Here is a 17487-nt window from a genome sequence, read left to right as displayed (position 1 = left end):
GGTGTTCAGGTCGCGCCCGAGCGCTTGGCGAGATAGAGATGGGTTTCATAATGCAATTCGAATACGCCGCCATGCGCGTTGATGGCATCGGCAAGTTCGAAAAGCAGCGCTTCTCTCCGATCCTCGCTCAAAAGCCGGTAGCTTGAAAGCGTCCGCAAAAGATCAGTATAGCTCTGCGCCGTGTGCGACCGGCTCCAGGAATAAGAGTGGTGCACCGCAGCTTCGAAGTGGTCGGACTGCTGCAGCTCCCGAGCAAAAGGACCATCAGGCAGATACCATGCCTCCACGGGCGGGCCGGCAAGCTGCGGAGCATGGCCGGCGTAGATCCCCGCGAACTTGTCGGATAGTGGCGGTTCCGGCTTCATCGGTACATTGCCGAAGACGGCGAGTGTTCCTTCCGGCGCCAGGAGGGCGGCCGTCGCAGCGAAGCGCAGTTCCGGCGAAACCCAATGGAAGGATTGTGCCGCGAATATCAGCCTGAAGCTCTCCGGCTTGCCCGGCCATGCTTCGAAGGTGGTTTGCTCGAATCGCACTCGCGGAAATTCCGCCAATCTTTCCCGTGCAACTGCAATCAGTTCCGCGCCGGGATCAAGCGCGAGAATGGAGAGGCCGCGGCGGGCAAAGCCCTCTGTCGCCTGTCCGGTGCCGCAGCCGATTTCGAGGACCTGATCCTTGGCTTCCAGCCCGGCAAAATCGATGACATCGGCAAAAAGCGCATCGGGATAGAGCGGGCGGGAAGTATTGTAAAGGCTGGCGACGCCATCGAATGTGAACCGCTGTTCCAAGTCGCATCTCCAGTTGCAGATCGAAGTCGACAGCCATTTTTCTAGCGCATTTCCGGTCAAGCTTGTAGCTACGGGATTCGGCAACAGGAGAGGGTGGTCGTGGACGCAAGGGTGGCGCGGAAGGTTCCTTATTTCAGCCAATGGGAAACGCCTGACATGACGTTGGCTGTCGTCGCCGAGGGCGCACAATCGGCCTTGCTGAAGGACCCGCTTTGGGCGTCATCCGGCGCAAGCAGCGTCGAGGATTATGCCCGCTGGGCCGGCAATCTTTGCGGTATGGCATGCTTGAAAATGGTGCTCGCGGCCCGCACCGGCAAAATCATCCCGATCATGGATCTGGCCATGGGTTGCAGGGAGTATGGCGGCTATGTCGAGGAGGTGGATGGCAGGATCAAGGGGCTGATCTACGCGCCGTTCGTTCCCTTCGTGCGGGATCGCTTCAATCTGGCTGCCCGGGTGGTTACCGGGATTTCCGTTGCTGATATCGCCGATATCCTCATGCAGTCGGAGTTTTTCATCGCGTCGGTGCATCATTCGATCCGCTGGCCAGAGACCGAGCCACCGGCCAAGGGCGGCCATCTCGTGCTGGTGACGGCCGTCGACGGAAATAGCATCCGCTTCCACAATCCCTCCGGCCACGTCGATGCGACGCGCGAGAACGCGGAGATGCCGCTGGAGGTGTTCGAGAGGTTCTTTGCAGGCCGCGGGATCGCCATCGATCACTGAAGCATTTCCAAATACGCATCGGTTTTTCGTCCGGAATGCGCAAAACCAGAAACACTCTAAAAATCAATATCGGATGGCGATCCTCTTAAAGGCCGGCATCAGGCGAGAGCCTGCAGGTAACGCATGCCGGTGACCGGCCGCGGCTTGAAATCCATGTTTTCGTAGAAGCGGTGGGCCTGGAAATTGCCTGTTGCGGCGCCGACCGAAAGGTAGCTGCAGCCGGCCTTGCGGGCGATATCGCGGGCGCGGTCGACGAGATGCTGCCCAACGCCATGGCCGCGATGGCCGTCGCGCACGAAGAGATGATGCAGGTCCATGCCGCGCTGGCCTTCCTGCGCCTTGTAGAGCGGCACGAGGATGGCGTAGCCGATCAGCCCTTGCTCGCCTTCGGCGACAAGCGCCGTGATCCAGGGCACGGGGCCGAAGAGATCGCGCTCAAGCTGCTCCGGCGTCGTGCCGGAGGGATCGCCGTGGTGGGCGGCCAGCAGCCGGATCATGTCGTTGAGCTCAGGCAGGTCACGCGGCTGCGCGTTGCGGATGGTGAGAACCGGCGGGCGGAGAAGTGAGATGTCGCTATCGTCTAGCATGGCATTTTGCGTCCTTGTTTTTCAATGAGCCGTCAGGACGCTGCCGATACAACAAAGCCGCCTGACGGCGGCTTGTTGACAATATGATCTGTCTTGGCCGCCCGTTACAGGTACAGCCAAAAATACGAGCAGTTGTGGAGCGCGTGCGTGATCATGGGCGCATCAATGATCTGGTTCAGCGCGTTTGTCAATGGGGCCTCAATGCTCGTGTTCGCACAGGCCGTGGTCGGAGAGTGCACGGATCACATAGCAGTCCTCGATGCTGTGGCCGTCGCAATGCGAGACGATGCGCTCCAATTCGTGCTCCAGCTTCTTCAGCCGTGCGATCTTGGTGCGAACGTCATCCAGATGCTCCTTGGCGATACGGTCGGCGCCGACGCAGGGGCGGTCCGGATGCTGGCTGAGCGAAATCAGCTCCTTGATGGCATCAATCGTCAGTCCGAGGTCGCGGCCATGACGGATAAAGGCGAGGCGTTCGAGATCGGCTTTGGAATAACGCCGCTGATTGCCTTCGCTGCGTTCCGGTTCCGATATCAGGCCCATCTGCTCGTAATAGCGGATTGTCGGCACTTTCACGCCCGTCCGCTTGGATAGATCGCCGATGGTTAGCATTCAGGGCCTCCAATACCTCTAGTCTCTAGAGCAATATATGAGGCCCATTCACGGAAATTGCAAGGCTAGGTAGCTGTACAGGCGGATGGGATACTCTGCTGGTCACCTCATCGTCCGATCGTCGCGACAAAGTGTGGCTTCCCATTCATCGTCACAAATAGTATACCCCCCTATATTATAAATCGAGGTCGCGATGTCCCACACCGTTCGTCAGCAAGCCAAGCTCCTCTCTCGCGTCCGTCGACTCAAAGGGCAAATGGAGGCGGTGGAGCGGGCGCTCGAGGCCGAGCGTCCCTGCGGGGAAATCTTGCAACTGCTTGCTTCCATTCGGGGTGCCCTAACGGGGCTGACCGGGGAGGTTCTTGAAGACCATCTGCAGGAGCACGTGCTGCATGCCGAAAGTGAAGAGGGCCGCCGGCAGGCGGTCGATGAGATTGCCGACGTGCTGAAGACCTATCTGCGGTGACGATTCGAGCGTTCAAAGAGAGACTAATGTCATGAGTATTTCTTCCGAAATGGGCCACAGCCACGTTTTTCTGGGCTCAGATCACCAGCGCAACGAGCGCCGCATCTGGGTCGTCATCGCGCTGACCGCCGTCATGATGGTGGTCGAGATCGGCGCGGGCACGATCTATGGCTCGATGGCGCTGCTTGCCGACGGCTGGCATATGTCGACCCATGTCAGCGCCATGCTGATCTCGGCGCTTGCCTATCTCTACGCCCGTCGGCATGCGCACAATGCGCGCTTCACCTTCGGCACCGGTAAGTTCGGCGATCTCGCGGGCTTTGCCAGCGCCATCGTGCTGGCGCTGATCGCGCTCATCATGGGCTGGGAGAGCATTCTGAGATTGCTCGATCCGGTGGCAATCAATTTCCGCGAAGCGATTGCTATTGCGGTAGTGGGTCTTCTCGTCAATCTCGCCAGCGCCTGGTTGCTGCGCGACGACCATAGCCATCACCACCACAACCACGCCGGCCACGGGCACAGCCATGATCGTAGGCATGGGCATGCCCACGATCATGAGCACGGCGACGATCATCACCACCACGACCATGACCAAAAAGGTGGCAGGGACAACAATCTGCGCTCGGTCTATGTCCATGTCATTGCCGACGCGATGACCTCGGTTCTCGCCATTGTTGCCCTGCTGCTCGGCAGCCGTTTCGGCTGGACCTTCCTCGATCCGGTCATGGGCATCGTCGGCGGCCTGGTCATCCTGCAATGGGCATGGAGCCTGCTGCGCGCTTCCGGCGCCGTTCTCCTCGATTTCATTCCGCAAGGTGAGGATCTGCCTGAGGAGATCCGCGAAGCGATCGAGACGGACGAGGATCGCATCACCGATCTACATGTATGGCAGGTCGGCCCGGGGCATCATGCCGCCATCGTCGCGGTCGCAACGCCCGTCTCGCGCGATCCATCTTTCTACAAGGCGCGACTTGCCGAGATTCACGAGCTCTCACACGTGACGGTCGAAGTTACCGTCGACAAGGCGGCATAGAATCCGTTAGCAATCGGTCAGGTCAGAGGCTTGCCACATTCCTCGCATAGCCCAAGACCTGCCGATTCCGCTGGAGGCCTCTCATATGCCCACATTGCTCACGCGCCGCCGCCTCATGGCTGGCTCGGCGCTGCTTCTTCCCGTCCTGACGCTCCGCCCTGATAGGCTTTTCGCTGAGGATAGCGGCACGCCGGCGCAGACGCCTCCCGCAACGGACAATCCGGCAACGCCCGACGCCGGCGGCCTGAGCCCGCAAGGCGACAGCGGAGCGCAGGACAATTCGCAACTGTCCGACGATGTCGACAAGCAGCTGGCCGATCTGGAAAAGAAGACCGGCGGTCGTCTCGGCGTCTCCGTGCTTGACACCGAAACCAATATTTCGCTCGGCCATCGCGAGGAGGAGTATTTTCCCCTGTGCAGCACCTACAAGGCGCTTGCCGTTGGCTTTGTGCTGGCGCGCGTCGATCAGGGCACGGAAAAGCTCGACCGGCGCGTCACCTATGGCAAGGACAAGGTCGTCACCTATTCGCCGGAAACAGAAAAGCATGCCGACGGCGATGGCATGACCATTGCCGAGCTCTGCGCAGCCGCAATCACGCTGAGCGATAATACGGCCGGCAATCTTCTGCTCGAAAGCTTCGGCGGCCCTGCCGCGTTGACCTCATGGCTGCGCACCACGGGCGATACCGAGACCCGCCTCGACCGCAACGAGCCCGATGTCAATCAGGCCGTCAAAGACGACCCGCGCGATACGACGACGCCGGACGCGATGCTAGATTCGATCGGCCTTCTGACCCTCGGCAATACGCTGTCGGAAACATCGAGGGATCAGCTGGTCAACTGGCTGGTCGCCAACACGACGGGCAACAATCGCCTGCGAGCCGGCCTGCCGAAGGAGTGGAAGGTTGGCGATAAGACCGGTACAGGCAATAACGGTTCCTATGCCGACATCGCGGTCATCTGGCCGCCGGAACGCGGTCCCGTTCTGGTCACAACTTTCGTGGCCGAGGCAACTGCGGCTGCAAAAGACGTGGAAGCCGTTTTTGCCGAGGTCAGCAAGATCATCGTAGACATGGTCGGGCAATAGCGAGATTGATAATAAATAGAAGGCGATACGACCAAGATGTGAATCAGCTTCGTATCGTCTTCATGTAATCCGTCAGCATGTTTAGACCAGCGCCAGTGCTGAGGCTGCGCTGTCCGTTTCCTGATCGCCATCACCATCGGCATTGCCGGCGCCGAGCTTCTGTTTGATCTCATCGGCAATCTGGTCGTTGATCGCCTTCTGTTGGTCGGCCGGCAAGGACTTGAAAGAATCTTCCGTCAGGCCATGCGCTTCCAGATATTGTGCGCGGATCTTTTGGGCCGGCGTCATATTTGCCCATTTGGCAAACTCGTCGAGAATATCCTGATCGGACTGTTCGCTTGACGATGCCGAGCTGCTGGAAGCACTCGCGCCAGACTGATCGTCAGCGGAGGCCGATGTCGAAGACGAGGAATCACCGAACTGGCTGAGCCAGAGGCCGGACGAAATGGAGGAGGGGACGCCGCTGGAGGCAATGGAAGGCCCCTGCGTATCGTCCTGGTCACCGCCACCGTCGCCCGGCAGCGAGAAGGGCGTGCTGTCGTCGCTGTCGCCGCTCTGCTGGCTGCGGATCGGCGCACTGAAATAGTTTTGGGTGCTGCTGTGCACTTTCATCATCATGTCTCCCAACAGGTTGCTGGGACGATGACTCTGCAAGCCTGTCTGGGGCTTGTGCGCTCAAGCTTCCTCAGGTGCCGCAAAAGGTCTGAAGCACCCGTTCTGTCGGCAATGGTGGCTCGGCATAAGGCGCAAAAGCGGGCTGATCCTGGTAAGGAGTTGCAAGCACCCTCAGCAACGCTTCGAACAACGAGAAATCCCCATCCTCGATCGCCGCCTCAATGGCCTGCTCGATTCGGTGATTGCGGGGAATGAAGGCGGGATTGACCTTGCGCATCGCCGCCGCACGCGCTGCCGGCGTCTGCGGATCGCGAGCAAGCCGCTCGCGCCAGCTTTCGAGCCAAGATGCCGCTAATTGCGGCTCGTTGAACGTAGCGGCGAAATCGGCCACATCTCCGTCTGCCGCGAGTGCGGCAAGCCGGCGGAAGGCGAGGGTGAAATCCGCGCCCTGCTGCTGCATCGTCGCCAAAAGCGACTGGATCAGCTCGAGATCGCCGTCCTCCTCGTTTGCAAGACCGATCTTGGCGCGCATGCCGGCAAGCCAATAGGCCTGAAAGCGTTCGCCATAGGCTTTGATGACCGTGTTCGCCAAATCGATCGCCGCATCGACGGAGGGGGCGATCAGCGGAATAAGCGTCTCGCCGAGGCGTGCGAGATTCCATTGGCCGATCGCCGGCTGGTTGGCATAGGCATAGCGGCCATTGCGGTCGATGGACGAGAAGACAGTCGCCGGATCATAGGCATCCATGAAGGCGCAGGGACCGAAATCGATCGTTTCGCCCGATACGGTCATATTGTCGGTGTTCATTACGCCGTGGATGAAACCGACATGCAGCCAGCGCGCAATCAGCGCCGCCTGCCGATCGGCCACGGCTTCGAGCAGTGCAAGATAGGGGTTCTTACGGTCTCGGATCTCCGGGTAGTGCCGGGCAATGACGTAATCCGCCAGGGTCCGCACACTCTCCGTATCGCCCCGCGCCGCAAAGAATTGGAAGGTGCCGACGCGAATATGACTTGCCGCGACACGCGTAAACACTGCACCCGGCAGCACCTCCTCGCGATAGACAGGTTCTCCGGTGATCACGGCCGCAAGTGCCCGCGTCGTCGGAATGCCGAGCGCGTGCATGGCCTCGCTGACGATATACTCGCGCAGAACCGGGCCGAGCGCGGCGCGCCCATCGCCGCGGCGGGAAAACGGCGTAGGCCCCGACCCCTTGAGCTGGATGTCCCGGCGCCTGCCATTCCGATCCTTCACCTCGCCGAGCAGGATCGCGCGTCCGTCGCCGAGCTGCGGAACGAAATTACCGAACTGGTGGCCGGCATAGGCCATGGCGATCGGCTGCGATCCCGGCAGCAGCTCGTTGCCCGAAAAGATTGCCGCCGCATTTTGTTTCAACGCTTCGACATCCAGCCCGAGTTCTCGCGCCAGCACCTCGTTGAACTTGATCAGCTGTGGCGCGGCAACCGGGGTCGGCGCCTGATCCGTGAAAAACTGCGGCGGCAGGTGCGCGTAACTGTTGTCGAAGGCGACCGTCGGCGCCCGAAGGGCGGTATCATCGTGAAGAGGAGAGCTCATGTTCCTAAGGTAGGACCGACAGTTAGTCAGCGCAAGGCGCTTGCTCCAGGTAGGAAATTATCCTACTTTATCCTACCGGATAAGAGGATTTTGCGATGAACGAGAAACTGAGCATTTCACTCCCCAGTGAAATGGTAGCTGCGATCAAGGCGCGCGTCGATGCGGGGAGCTATGCCTCTACGAGCGAGGTGTTGCGGGCGGCAGTCCGGGTCTGGTTGCGGGAAGAAGAGGAATATCAGCAGCGGATCGTAGCGATCAGACAAAAGGTTGCCGCATCTTTGGATGACCCTCGGCCAAACTTGAGCGGACACGACGTAAAACAGCGCCTTGATGCTTTTTTTGACAAGCGTCGGTAGACATGGAGCGATATGCGGTCGAGTACCGCCCGGAGGCCGTGGAAAATCTGCTTGACGTCGCAGCTTACGTGTTCGAGCTAAGTCAGAATATCAGAACAGCGGAGGGATATATTGGTCGTATCTACGCGCGCTGTGAAAAGATCGGTGATGCACCGTTCGGAGGCGTTGCTCGAGACGACCTAGGTACCGGCATTCGCATGGCGGTTTTCGAAAAGAGCGTCGTCATCCTTTACACCATTGTCGAAAATACAGTCTGGATCACCAATGTCTTCTTTGGAAGCAGAGACTATGAGACCCTGTTGGCGCGTCCCTAGTCTTCCTCCAGCTCCCGCGCCATCTCCGCAAGCTTGCGCACCGTATTGAGATTTCTCGATGTTCCCGCCTTCAGCGCCGGCAGCTTCAGCTTCGAGCGTCCCGAGCCATCGGGATAATGCACGTAGATCTCCCTGCCGGCGATATGCACTTCCTCGCCGCCGGGTGCGACGAGTTTCTCCAGCGCATCCTCCGGTGCCGCTTCCTGCAGGAAGGTGACCAGCAGATAGTTCGGCTTGGCGTGCGGAAAGGGCGAATGTTCCGCGACCCTTTCGAGAGCTTCGCGGCTGCGCAGGATTACGCCGGGAGACTTGCCCATCTTCGTAGCCAGCGCCTTTTCAAGTTGAGCCAGCACCGTTGCCTCATCCGCTTCGGCGCGGAAAACCACATTGCCGCTCTGGATGTAAGTGCGCACATCCTGGAAGCCGATCTCTTCGCACAGTGCCTTGAGATCGGCCATGGACAGCATGCCGGTGCCACCGACATTGACGGCACGCAGCAGGGCAACGAAAACGGTCATGGCTTCCTCCCGCCGTCCGGCTTACATCTTCTCGGCGACTTTGACGGCGAAGGCGTATTCGAACGCGACTTCCTCCAGGCGCTGGAAGCGGCCGGAAGCGCCGCCATGGCCGGCATCCATGTTGGTCTTCAGCAGGATGGGCGCGTCGCTCGTCGTCTTGTCGCGCAGCTTGGCGACCCACTTGGCCGGTTCCCAATAGGTGACGCGCGGGTCGGTGAGGCCGCCGAGTGCGAGGATCGGCGGATAGGGCTTCTCGCCGACATTGTCATAGGGGCTATAGGCGGCGATCTGCTCGTACTCTTCCTTGCTTTCGATCGGGTTACCCCATTCCGGCCATTCCGGCGGCGTCAGCGGCAGAGTGTCGTCAAGCATAGTGTTGAGCACGTCGACGAAGGGCACGGCGGCGATGATGCCGGCGAATTTTTCCGGCGCCATGTTGGCGACGGCCCCCATCAGCATGCCGCCGGCCGATCCGCCCTCGGCAATGATCTTCGGGTAAGAGGTGAACTTCTGCTGATTCAAATAGTCGGCGGCTGCGATGAAGTCCTTGAAGGTATTGGTCTTCTTTTCCATCTTGCCGTCTTCGTACCAGGCGAAGCCCTTATCCTTGCCGCCGCGGATATGGGCGATAGCATAGACGAAGCCGCGATCGGCGAGCGACAGGCAATTGGTGTTGAAGCCGGCCGGGATGGTGACGCCATAGGCGCCGTAGCCATAGAGCAGGCAGGGGGCGGAGCCGTCCAGCGGCGTGTCCTTGCGATAAAGCAACGTCACCGGTACCGTCTCGCCGTCCCAGGCCGGCGCGAAGACGCGGCGCGTCACATAGTCTTCCGGATTGTGGCCGGAGGGCACTTCCTGTGTCTTCAGCAGCGTGCGCTCGCGCGTCACCATGTTGTAGTCGTAAAGCTGGCTTGGCGTCGTCATCGAGGAATAGGAGAAGCGGATGACATCCGTGTCGTATTCCGCCGCACCTTGCAGGCCGAGCGCATAGGCCTCTTCTTCGAAGGCGATCGCATGCTCCTCGCCTGTACGACGATCGCGGATGATGATGCGCGGCAGGCCGTCCTTGCGCTCCAGCCAGAGGAGATGGCGGGCATAGGCGAGATGGCTGAGGATCAAGGTGCCTGGCTTGTGGGGCACGACCTCGCGCCAGTTTTCCTTGCCTGGGTTCTCCGCCGGCGCTTCCATGATCTTGAAATCCTTGGCGCCGCCGTCATTGGTGAGAATGTAGAAGACGTCGCCGCCTTCGCTGATCTCATATTCGATCTCGGTTTCGCGCTCGGCCACGATCTTGGGCTCGGCGGTGAGATCCGAGGTCGGGATGATGCGATATTCGCTGGTCTCGTGATCGTGAATGTCGATGAAGATGTAGTCGTCCAACAGCGAGCCGCCGACGCCCATGAAGAAGCCCGGATCCTCCTCCTCATAGACGAGCCGGTCGTCGGACTGCGGCGTGCCGATGATGTGATGGAAGATCTTCGAAGGGCGATGGTTCTCGTCCTGCAGTGTGTAGAAGAAGCTCTTGCCGTCAGGCGCCCAGACGGCGTCGCCGCCGGTGTTCTCGATCACGTCGGCAAGATCCTCGCCGGTCTCGAAATTGCGGATCTTCAGCGTGAAATATTCTGAGCCTTTGTCGTCATAGCCCCAGATGCCATGGCTGTGATCGGAGGAGTGATCGAGGCCAGAAAGACGGAAATAGGATTTCCCCTCATTCTCCTTGTCGCCATTCAGCAGCAGCTTGCGTTCCCCGCCGTTGCGCGGCTCGCGGAAGAAATGGGGCTGTTCGCCGCCGGTAACGAAAAGTGTGCCGTAAGCGTAGGGGCCATCCTTCATCGGTATCGAGCTGTCGTCTTCCTTGATACGGCCCTTCATCTCGCCGAAGAGGACCTTCTGCAGCTCCTTCGTGTCCGCCATCGCGGCGTTCATGTAAGTGTTCTCGGCTTCCAGATGCGACCGGATTTCCGGCGCCAGGATCGACGGGTCCTTGAACATGGCCTGCCAGTTGTCGGCCCGCAGCCACGCATAATCGTCGGTGCGGGTAATGCCGTGGCGTGTATCCGTAAACGGTTTTTTCGCAGCGGCGGGCGGGGTGGGAAGATTCTTGAAAACTGACACGAGGGGCGCTTTCTCTGGAGTGAAAGTCGGATGTGAAGTGAAGAGAGAAATAGAGGGCAGCGAGGTGAGGTTCAAGCGGCAAGTCCGCTCCTCCAGCTTCATGCAAGCAGCCGATATTAGTTTTGCTCGAACAGGCAGCCTGCGGGAGACCGCATCGCGGCGCTGCCTTGATGAGACCACATTCTTTATCGAAGTCGGCATACAGTGCGTCGACATGAAGGGCGGTCAAAGCCTTCTCTGATGGAGCGAACGCACTCAAATCCAAAACAATGCAAGGGACCGGTCTTCATGCTGAAACTCTTCGCCATCCTGATTCCATTGGTTAGCGTCGCCACCTCCGCTTTTGCCGTCGATGCGGCTATCAAGAAGCAGTTGGAGAAGCTCGATCCGTCGGAGCGAATGGAGCAGGCGTGCGATGCAGAGGCCATGAAGCGGATCGGTACGGACAAGACGGGGTTCAAGCCGGACAAGGTGATCGCCTACACATTCGGCGATCCGGATATGAAGCCGGATGCCATGAATGCCCCCGGTGCGGTCTTTCGCAGCAAGGGTGATTGGTATCACCTCTCCTATACTTGTGTGACCGGGCCGCAGCATATTCATGTCCGCGATCTGAGCTATCAGATTGGCGATAAGGTGCCGCGCGACGCCTGGCAGGAGCATTATCTTTACGATTGAGCGCCCGGATGAAGCACGAGGGGCCGCCCCGGAGATCGCTTCATGGCGGCCACGCTCCATTCTGAGGTAGTTTCCAACCTTATCGCCGTCTCAGCGATTCCACTCGTGTCAGCTCCGACAGGATGTGATCCTGCACATCGGGCGGCTGCCGGCACACGGCATCCGTCAGGTCCCGCAGTGTCGCTCTGAGGCTGTGAAGCTGATCCACCAGATCCATGACGACATCGACGCCGGGCTCGTTGACGCCCATCGATTTGCTGAGATCGAGAATGAGCCGGCCGCGCGCAATGTCGGCTTCGTGGAAATTGCGGCCCTGATCGGTGACTTCGGGCACGACCCAGCCCTGAGATATCCAGACTTCCAGCACGGTGGTTTCGATCCGGAGGTGAAGTCGAAACTCGTTCTCGTTCATCGCTTATCCTCCCATGATCTTTCTGGGATCTTGCGCCTTGCCTGCCTCCCAATCTGAAACGAAGCGCGTCAGCTCGGGGTCCGGCGTATCCGGCAGGACGATCTTCAGCGAGACATAGGCATCGCCATTGTCCTTGCCGCGCACGGGTGCGCCCTTGCCCTTCAAGCGCAACACCTTGCCCGTATTGGAGTTCGGCGGCAGCGTCACGGTGACGGCTCCCGACGGTGTCGGGACACGAATCTTGCCGCCGAGCACAGCTTCGGCCAGCGAGATCGGCACTTCCAATCGGATATCGTCGCCATCGCGCGTGTAGAAGCGGTGCGGCCGAACATGCACAGCGATCAGCGCGTCCCCGGGTTTCCCGCCGTTGAAGCCGGGATCGCCCTTGCCCTTCAGGCGCAGCGTCTGCCCATCGCGTGTCCCCGGTGGAATTTGGACGTCGAGCGCCGGCCCCTCGGGCAGGCTGATCTGCTTCTTGGCGCCATTGATGGCGTCCAGAAAGTCGACCTCCATCGTATAGTGACGGTCTTGACCCTGCATTTGCGATTGGCCTCGGCTGCGCCGCGAGAAGAAGCTGGAAAATATATCGTCGGCATCGCCGAAATCGGCAAAGCCGCCCGCATTCTGATAGCGGCCGCGCTGGCCTTCCTGCGCTGCATAATCGCGATAGTAGTTGCGCGGCGCCTGCTCGGCACCGCTGCTGTCGATCTCGCCACGGTCGAACCGCCCGCGTTTCTCCTCATCGCCGAGAATGCCATAGGCCGCCGAGACTTCCTTGAATTTGTCCTCGGCCTGCTTGTCACCCGGGTTGAGATCTGGGTGAAGCTTCTTGGCAAGCTTGCGATAGGCGCTTTGAATGTCTTTTTGCGGGGCGTCCCGCTTTACGCCCAAAATTTCATAGGGATCGCGACTCATACATGTCTCTCTTCGGGAGCACGGAAAGATACGCAGATAGTGCTAGGGTAGGCTCATATCAATCGTATCATAGACGCGGTCAGGTTGAAGCCCGGACTTGGCAGCTTTCATGTCCGTCGCCATTGTGATGTGAAATGGGCGCTGCCGCCGCCGCTTTGCCATATTTCCGGCGTCTTGCCGGATAATGGCGAGCGGTGTGGCTGGGCTGGTAATCAAGCGCCCGCCGAATTTTGTTTGCCTGATCCACCGGTGGCCGTCCGATGAAACGCCTATTGCTCGCTTCCTCACTCCTTCTTGCCGCGGCGGCCGCCTTTGCCGCGCAGCCCGAGCAGCCGCCTGCCGGTTGGCCGCAGCTGCCGCCGAAGGCGCCGGTTTCGAAGATCAAGCTTGTGGAGCCGCATCTGCATGTCGATCGTGCCGGCAAGGGGGTTCCCCGCATCGCGCTCACCTTTGATGCCTGCATGGGCAAGACCGACCCACGCATTTTGAGCACCCTCGTCGATCAGCGCATTCCGGCGACGATCTTCGTCACCGCGCGCTGGCTGCGTACCAATCCGGATGCATTGAAGGTCTTCCTTGCGCATCCGGATCTCTTCGAGCTGGAAAATCACGGTCAAAACCATATCCCCGCCGTCGATGTTCCGACCAAGGTTTATGGTATCGCCGCCGCTGGCTCGCCGCAGGCGGTCGCCCAGGAGGTGAAGGGTGGTGCGGACGCCATGATCGCAGCCGGCATTCCGCAACCGCGCTGGTTCCGCGGCGCGACCGCGAAATACACGCCTGCCGCCATCATGCAGATCCGTGGCATGGGCTATCGGATCGCCGGTTACTCGGTGAATGGCGACAGCGGTTCGCTTCTGCCGGCCAAGATGGTGGAAAAGCAATATGCCTCCGCCAAGGACGGCGATGTCATCATCTCCCACATCAATCAGCCGACGCATACGGCAGGCGAGGGGGTCGCGGCCAGCATCCTCGCGCTGAAGGCCAAGGGCGTCGATTTCGTTCGTCTGCAGGATATCGCCGAAAAGGGTGACGACGACACGACCAACTGAGCGGTCGAGTGCTAGCCCGGCAATTGCGGCTGCGTTTTTTCCTCGATGAAAAGCTCGTCAATGACGGTCATGACGATCAGCGACAGCGGCAGCGCCAGCATGGCGCCGACCGCGCCCCACATCCATGTCCAGAAGATGATGGCCAGAAAGACGACGAAGGGATTGAGCTCCCATTGGCGGCCCATGATCGCCGGGAAGACTAGGTTTTCCACGGTCAGATGCACGGCGAAGAAGGCGACGGCCGGCGCGAGACCGAAAATGATGTCCGAATGCGTGATGATGCCGGCGATCGCGAGCGCGATCGTCATGGCGGTGACGCCGAGGAACGGGATGAAGCTGGATAAGAAGGCGAAAACGCCCCACAGCACCGGCACGCTCATTCCGCCGACATAGGCGATCAAGGTCATCACGAGGCCGATCCCGGCATAAATCAGCGAAGCCGTCGCAAAATAGAAGCCGAGCACCCGCTCCACGGCATTGATGATGCGGATGGCATTCAGTCGAGATGCCCTGCTGGAAAAGGTCATGATGATCGTCTTGCGCAGGCTTACCCTGCCGGCAAGGAATAGCAGCAGGGCTGCAAAGAAGATCAGGATCTGCACGATGGCGGGTGTCAGGCTGGTGGACACGACATGCAGCACGTTGCCGCTGTTCTCCAGCAGGGTGTTGATCGACATCGGGCTGCCTTGAAAGGTTTCGGAAGAAATGTGCAGCCATTGAAACCGGTCGAGATAGGGCATCAGCCGGTCGGATGTGCGCTGGAAGAAGTCGGGCGCCTGCTGTGCGAGCTTGGCGATCGGTTCGGCGAGCGCATTGATGATGAGGAAGATCACCAGGGCAACGCTGGAGGAAAGAATGACGGCATTTAGAACGCGGGGAATGCCGAGCTTGCTGAGCCTTTCGGCCGCCAAGCCGAGAATCATTCCCACGACGACGGCAAGCGTCACCGGAATGAGGATCAGTGACATCGTGTAGACGGCGGCGAAGGCCAACATGAGGAAGATGCCGATCGTTGCCCAGGAGGCGGCAATGTCGAGCTTGTCGCGTCCTCGCTGGTCGGAGAGACCGAAAATCTCCGTTTCGTCGTCTTTCGCACGGGATGCGTTGCGATCGATACCCGGGCCGACATCCTGCGACGCGGTTGCTGCATCCGATCGGCCGGCGGCGATTTTGTCGAATTCCATCCCGAGAAAGTTCCCCGAAGGCAGGATCGCCTCGCTACTTCAACGCGAAAAGCCCGCCGCGGTTCCGCAACGGGCTTGTCGAATGGCGGTCGGATCGGAAAAGTCAGGCGATGAGATTAAGTCCGATACCCCACGGATCGCGCAGCGATATGCCGCCGTCGCGCTTCTCCGTCTTGATTTCGTGCTGCTCCAGGGCGGCTACGGCCTTGTCCAGGGCTGCCTTGTCGTTGAAGCGCAACGTATAGTCGGAAAGACCGGTCATATGTTCGCTGCGTATGCCGGCGCCGCGGCTGTTCCAGGTATTGGCGCCGAGATGATGGTGATAGCCGCCGGTCGCAAGGAAGGTCGCGCCGGGATAGCGCGCCGCCATGACCTTCATGCCGAGGACGTCGCGATAGAAGGCGTTGGCTTCGGCAACATCGCCGACCTGCAGATGGATATGGCCGATTGCCGATCCTTCGGCCATACCGTCCCAGCGATCCTGCGGGGCGCTTTCGTAGAGCTTCTGCAGATCAAGCCGGAGCGTCGCCATTTCGACCGTGCCGTCATCGTGGAAGGTCCATTCCTCATGCGGGCGGTCGGCGTAGATTTCGATGCCGTTGCCTTCGGGGTCGGACAGGTAGATGGCTTCGCTGACGATATGGTCCGAAGCGCCTTCCAGCACCACATTCTTATGGGCGGCATGACGAAGCCAGCGCGCAAGCTCGACACGGCTCGGCAGCAGGAACGCGGTATGGAACAGGCCGGCCGCCGTCTTCGGTGCGCGCACCGCAGCCCGATCGGTTGTCAGCGTCAGAAGGGGAAGACCGGCGACACCGAGGACCTCGCCGCTCGCTGTCTTCTCGATGACCTTCAAACCCAGCATGTCCTGATAGAAGCGGGATACCAGCGCCACGTCGGTAACGACGAGGTGCGACTGGCCAACATAGGCAGGACGGGTCAGGGCGTAGGAGGGGGCAGTTTCGGTCATGGTATCAGTTCCAACCTTGGGATGGGGTCTCGAAAAGGCAACCGGCGTCGGCGGCAAGGGCCGCCGGTAGCGGACAGGAGGGTTTCGCCGGTTGATATGCCTTTTTGATCCTCTGGTCCGCTGTACTTGCGTATTTATATGGCGGATTTCGATTGTTCACAGAAGGCCATAAATTGCGGATTGAGCGTTCGCTTTCCATTGACAAGCGATCAGTAGGCCTATGGCAAGCCGTTCACGAAGATTGATCGATGTGCGCGTTTGGCGCAGTTGTCTCCTCTTGTTTCTAGTGCAAGGATCGGTCTCCAACGAAAACGGAACCGGATGAAATGACCGAATACAGAGGCATCCGCTGGGCCTATGATCGCTATGAGATCATCGCAGACGGCATCGTCAACGGTGTCGGCGTGGTCCTCGCGCTGATCGGCGCCACCGTGCTGATCTTCTATGCGACGGTTTGGAGCTCCTACGGCGAAATCGCCGCCGCCTGGATCTATGGCGTCGGCCTGGTGCTGACGCTCGGAATGTCCTTCACCTATAATCTATGGCCCGTATCCAGGACGAAATGGTTTCTGCGCCGCTTCGACCACTCTTTCATCTATGTCCTGATCGCCGCTACTTACACCCCCTTTCTGGAGCGCGGATCCGAGGACCCGCTGCTGCTTGGCGTGCTGATCGCCGTCTGGGTGTTTGCGGCGTTCGGTATCGTCCTGAAAGTCCTTTTTCCAGGACGCTTCGATCGGCTGGCGATCCTGCTTTACCTTGCAATGGGCTGGAGCGGCATCCTCGTCGCCAAGCCGGTTTCCATGCATATCCCATTCGCCTCGATGCTGCTCATTATCATCGGCGGCGTCATCTATTCGCTCGGCGTGATCTTTCACGTCTGGGAAAAGCTGCGCTTCCAGAATGCGATCTGGCATGGCTTCGTGGTTGCCGCCGCCGCCGTGCATTATTCGGCGGTACTGACCTGCTTCAGCCTGTCGCCGGAAAACTTTTGACGATCTCCGCCGTCGGCGTGCATTTCTTCGTCGAGCGCAGGCTGCGCACGAGGCGCATGACGATGGCGTCGTAGCGCTGCATGTCCGCCTTCGAGTAATCCATCTGGAAGAAGGCCGCGGCACCGTTGCAGAGCGCGACCCCACGCACGTAGACGATCCGCCCCTGCCTGGTGCCGGAAAAGCTGATGCCGCGCGAATTCGATTTCGAATAGGAAATCTTCCAGCCTTGGTCTCTGGCAAGCGCCACGCGCCCATTCGCTTCCGATGCAAAATCGCCATTGGCAACCATCGTGCCGAAGACCTGCAGCGAAGCGGAGCGATCTGCCGGCGACAGCGACAGCCGATCGGTATCCTCGGAAGAGGCGGCAAGATGGAATTCCGACGGCAGCTCGATCGCGTAGCCAAAGCCTGCGTTGTCATAGGACCACCAGTCCGCGGCAAAGGCCGGGGCGGGGAAAAGAAGCAGGAGGGCAATCAGGCGGGCGAGCATT

The 17487-nt window shown here is 59.9% G+C and carries 21 protein-coding genes; 9 read left to right on the top strand and 12 right to left on the bottom strand.

Going from position 1 to position 17487, the window contains the following annotated elements; genetic code table 11:
* Positions 1-5: 5 nt before the first annotated feature.
* On the bottom strand, positions 6-785 hold the full coding sequence (locus JJQ51_RS04845; RefSeq protein ID WP_113354002.1) for a class I SAM-dependent methyltransferase: 780 nt from the start codon (positions 783-785) through the stop codon (positions 6-8).
* A gap of 99 nt (positions 786-884) precedes the next feature.
* Here JJQ51_RS04845 and JJQ51_RS04840 point away from each other — a divergent pair, with 99 nt between their 5' ends.
* Positions 885-1511, top strand: a complete 627-nt coding sequence (locus JJQ51_RS04840; protein ID WP_267903995.1) for a C39 family peptidase — start codon at positions 885-887, stop codon at positions 1509-1511.
* Between the two features lie 98 nt (positions 1512-1609).
* Here JJQ51_RS04840 and JJQ51_RS04835 read toward each other — a convergent pair whose 3' ends face one another.
* Entirely contained in the window at positions 1610-2098 is a 489-nt protein-coding gene (locus JJQ51_RS04835; RefSeq protein ID WP_069616046.1) for a GNAT family N-acetyltransferase, read from the bottom strand.
* A gap of 198 nt (positions 2099-2296) precedes the next feature.
* Entirely contained in the window at positions 2297-2710 is a 414-nt protein-coding gene (locus tag JJQ51_RS04830) for a MerR family transcriptional regulator (protein WP_015339186.1), read from the bottom strand.
* Between the two features lie 193 nt (positions 2711-2903).
* Here JJQ51_RS04830 and dmeR point away from each other — a divergent pair, with 193 nt between their 5' ends.
* The 3 genes from dmeR to bla all read left to right on the top strand — a co-directional run bounded on the left by dmeR (position 2904) and on the right by bla (position 5296).
* Entirely contained in the window at positions 2904-3176 is a 273-nt protein-coding gene (gene dmeR / locus JJQ51_RS04825) for a Ni(II)/Co(II)-sensing transcriptional repressor DmeR (protein WP_113354004.1), read from the top strand.
* A gap of 31 nt (positions 3177-3207) precedes the next feature.
* Positions 3208-4209: a CDF family Co(II)/Ni(II) efflux transporter DmeF gene (gene dmeF / locus JJQ51_RS04820; RefSeq protein ID WP_113354005.1), complete on the top strand. Its 1002-nt coding sequence runs from the start codon at positions 3208-3210 to the stop codon at positions 4207-4209.
* An 85-nt stretch (positions 4210-4294) separates the two neighbouring features.
* Positions 4295-5296, top strand: coding sequence for a class A beta-lactamase (gene bla / locus JJQ51_RS04815; RefSeq protein ID WP_113354006.1), 1002 nt, complete (start codon positions 4295-4297; stop codon positions 5294-5296).
* 81 nt (positions 5297-5377) lie between these two features.
* Here bla and JJQ51_RS04810 read toward each other — a convergent pair whose 3' ends face one another.
* Positions 5378-5914 (bottom strand): hypothetical protein, encoded by a 537-nt coding sequence (locus JJQ51_RS04810; protein ID WP_269244390.1) that lies wholly within the window; start codon positions 5912-5914, stop codon positions 5378-5380.
* Between the two features lie 67 nt (positions 5915-5981).
* Positions 5982-7487 carry a protein adenylyltransferase SelO gene (locus tag JJQ51_RS04805; RefSeq protein ID WP_113354007.1) on the bottom strand — a complete coding sequence of 502 codons (1506 nt, stop codon included), beginning with the start codon at positions 7485-7487 and terminating at the stop codon, positions 5982-5984.
* Positions 7488-7582: 95 nt separating this feature from the next.
* Between JJQ51_RS04805 and JJQ51_RS04800 the strand changes: the two genes are divergently transcribed.
* Both JJQ51_RS04800 and JJQ51_RS04795 read left to right on the top strand, forming a co-directional pair.
* Positions 7583-7843: a ribbon-helix-helix domain-containing protein gene (locus JJQ51_RS04800; RefSeq protein ID WP_113354008.1), complete on the top strand. Its 261-nt coding sequence runs from the start codon at positions 7583-7585 to the stop codon at positions 7841-7843.
* Positions 7844-7845: 2 nt separating this feature from the next.
* Positions 7846-8157, top strand: coding sequence for a type II toxin-antitoxin system RelE/ParE family toxin (locus JJQ51_RS04795; protein WP_113330778.1), 312 nt, complete (start codon positions 7846-7848; stop codon positions 8155-8157).
* On the opposite strand, the gene JJQ51_RS04790 is transcribed toward JJQ51_RS04795, so the two are convergent.
* Both JJQ51_RS04790 and JJQ51_RS04785 read right to left on the bottom strand, forming a co-directional pair.
* On the bottom strand, positions 8154-8675 hold the full coding sequence (locus JJQ51_RS04790; RefSeq protein ID WP_113390338.1) for a DUF1697 domain-containing protein: 522 nt from the start codon (positions 8673-8675) through the stop codon (positions 8154-8156). The genes JJQ51_RS04795 and JJQ51_RS04790 overlap by 4 nt on opposite strands.
* Positions 8676-8696: 21 nt before the next feature.
* Entirely contained in the window at positions 8697-10790 is a 2094-nt protein-coding gene (locus JJQ51_RS04785; protein ID WP_113330780.1) for a S9 family peptidase, read from the bottom strand.
* Positions 10791-11078: 288 nt separating this feature from the next.
* Between JJQ51_RS04785 and JJQ51_RS04780 the strand changes: the two genes are divergently transcribed.
* Positions 11079-11468 carry a DUF930 domain-containing protein gene (locus JJQ51_RS04780; RefSeq protein ID WP_069616056.1) on the top strand — a complete coding sequence of 130 codons (390 nt, stop codon included), beginning with the start codon at positions 11079-11081 and terminating at the stop codon, positions 11466-11468.
* 79 nt (positions 11469-11547) lie between these two features.
* On the opposite strand, the gene JJQ51_RS04775 is transcribed toward JJQ51_RS04780, so the two are convergent.
* Positions 11548-11880, bottom strand: a complete 333-nt coding sequence (locus JJQ51_RS04775) for a chaperone modulator CbpM (RefSeq protein WP_113330782.1) — start codon at positions 11878-11880, stop codon at positions 11548-11550.
* A 3-nt stretch (positions 11881-11883) separates the two neighbouring features.
* Positions 11884-12795: a DnaJ C-terminal domain-containing protein gene (locus JJQ51_RS04770; RefSeq protein ID WP_183813292.1), complete on the bottom strand. Its 912-nt coding sequence runs from the start codon at positions 12793-12795 to the stop codon at positions 11884-11886.
* Between the two features lie 260 nt (positions 12796-13055).
* On the opposite strand from JJQ51_RS04770, the gene JJQ51_RS04765 reads away from it, so the two are divergent.
* On the top strand, positions 13056-13847 hold the full coding sequence (locus JJQ51_RS04765; protein ID WP_269244389.1) for a polysaccharide deacetylase family protein: 792 nt from the start codon (positions 13056-13058) through the stop codon (positions 13845-13847).
* An 11-nt stretch (positions 13848-13858) separates the two neighbouring features.
* Here the strand turns inward: JJQ51_RS04765 and JJQ51_RS04760 are convergent, their stop codons facing one another.
* The gene (locus JJQ51_RS04760; protein WP_269244388.1) at positions 13859-15031 is read right to left on the bottom strand and encodes an AI-2E family transporter; all 1173 of its coding nucleotides are present in this window, start codon (positions 15029-15031) and stop codon (positions 13859-13861) included.
* 103 nt (positions 15032-15134) lie between these two features.
* Positions 15135-16001 carry a VOC family protein gene (locus JJQ51_RS04755; protein ID WP_145320709.1) on the bottom strand — a complete coding sequence of 289 codons (867 nt, stop codon included), beginning with the start codon at positions 15999-16001 and terminating at the stop codon, positions 15135-15137.
* A 326-nt stretch (positions 16002-16327) separates the two neighbouring features.
* Here JJQ51_RS04755 and trhA point away from each other — a divergent pair, with 326 nt between their 5' ends.
* On the top strand, positions 16328-16996 hold the full coding sequence (gene trhA / locus JJQ51_RS04750; protein ID WP_069616062.1) for a PAQR family membrane homeostasis protein TrhA: 669 nt from the start codon (positions 16328-16330) through the stop codon (positions 16994-16996).
* On the opposite strand, the gene JJQ51_RS04745 is transcribed toward trhA, so the two are convergent.
* The gene (locus tag JJQ51_RS04745) at positions 16971-17486 is read right to left on the bottom strand and encodes a hypothetical protein (protein WP_113330786.1); all 516 of its coding nucleotides are present in this window, start codon (positions 17484-17486) and stop codon (positions 16971-16973) included. The two genes, trhA and JJQ51_RS04745, sit on opposite strands and share 26 nt — an antisense overlap.
* Between the last annotated feature and the right edge of the window lies 1 nt (position 17487).

It is taken from the genome of Rhizobium sp. AG207R, assembly GCF_027109195.1.
Classification (GTDB): domain Bacteria; phylum Pseudomonadota; class Alphaproteobacteria; order Rhizobiales; family Rhizobiaceae; genus Rhizobium; species Rhizobium dioscoreae.
This window is presented reverse-complemented; position numbering and strand designations above follow the sequence as displayed.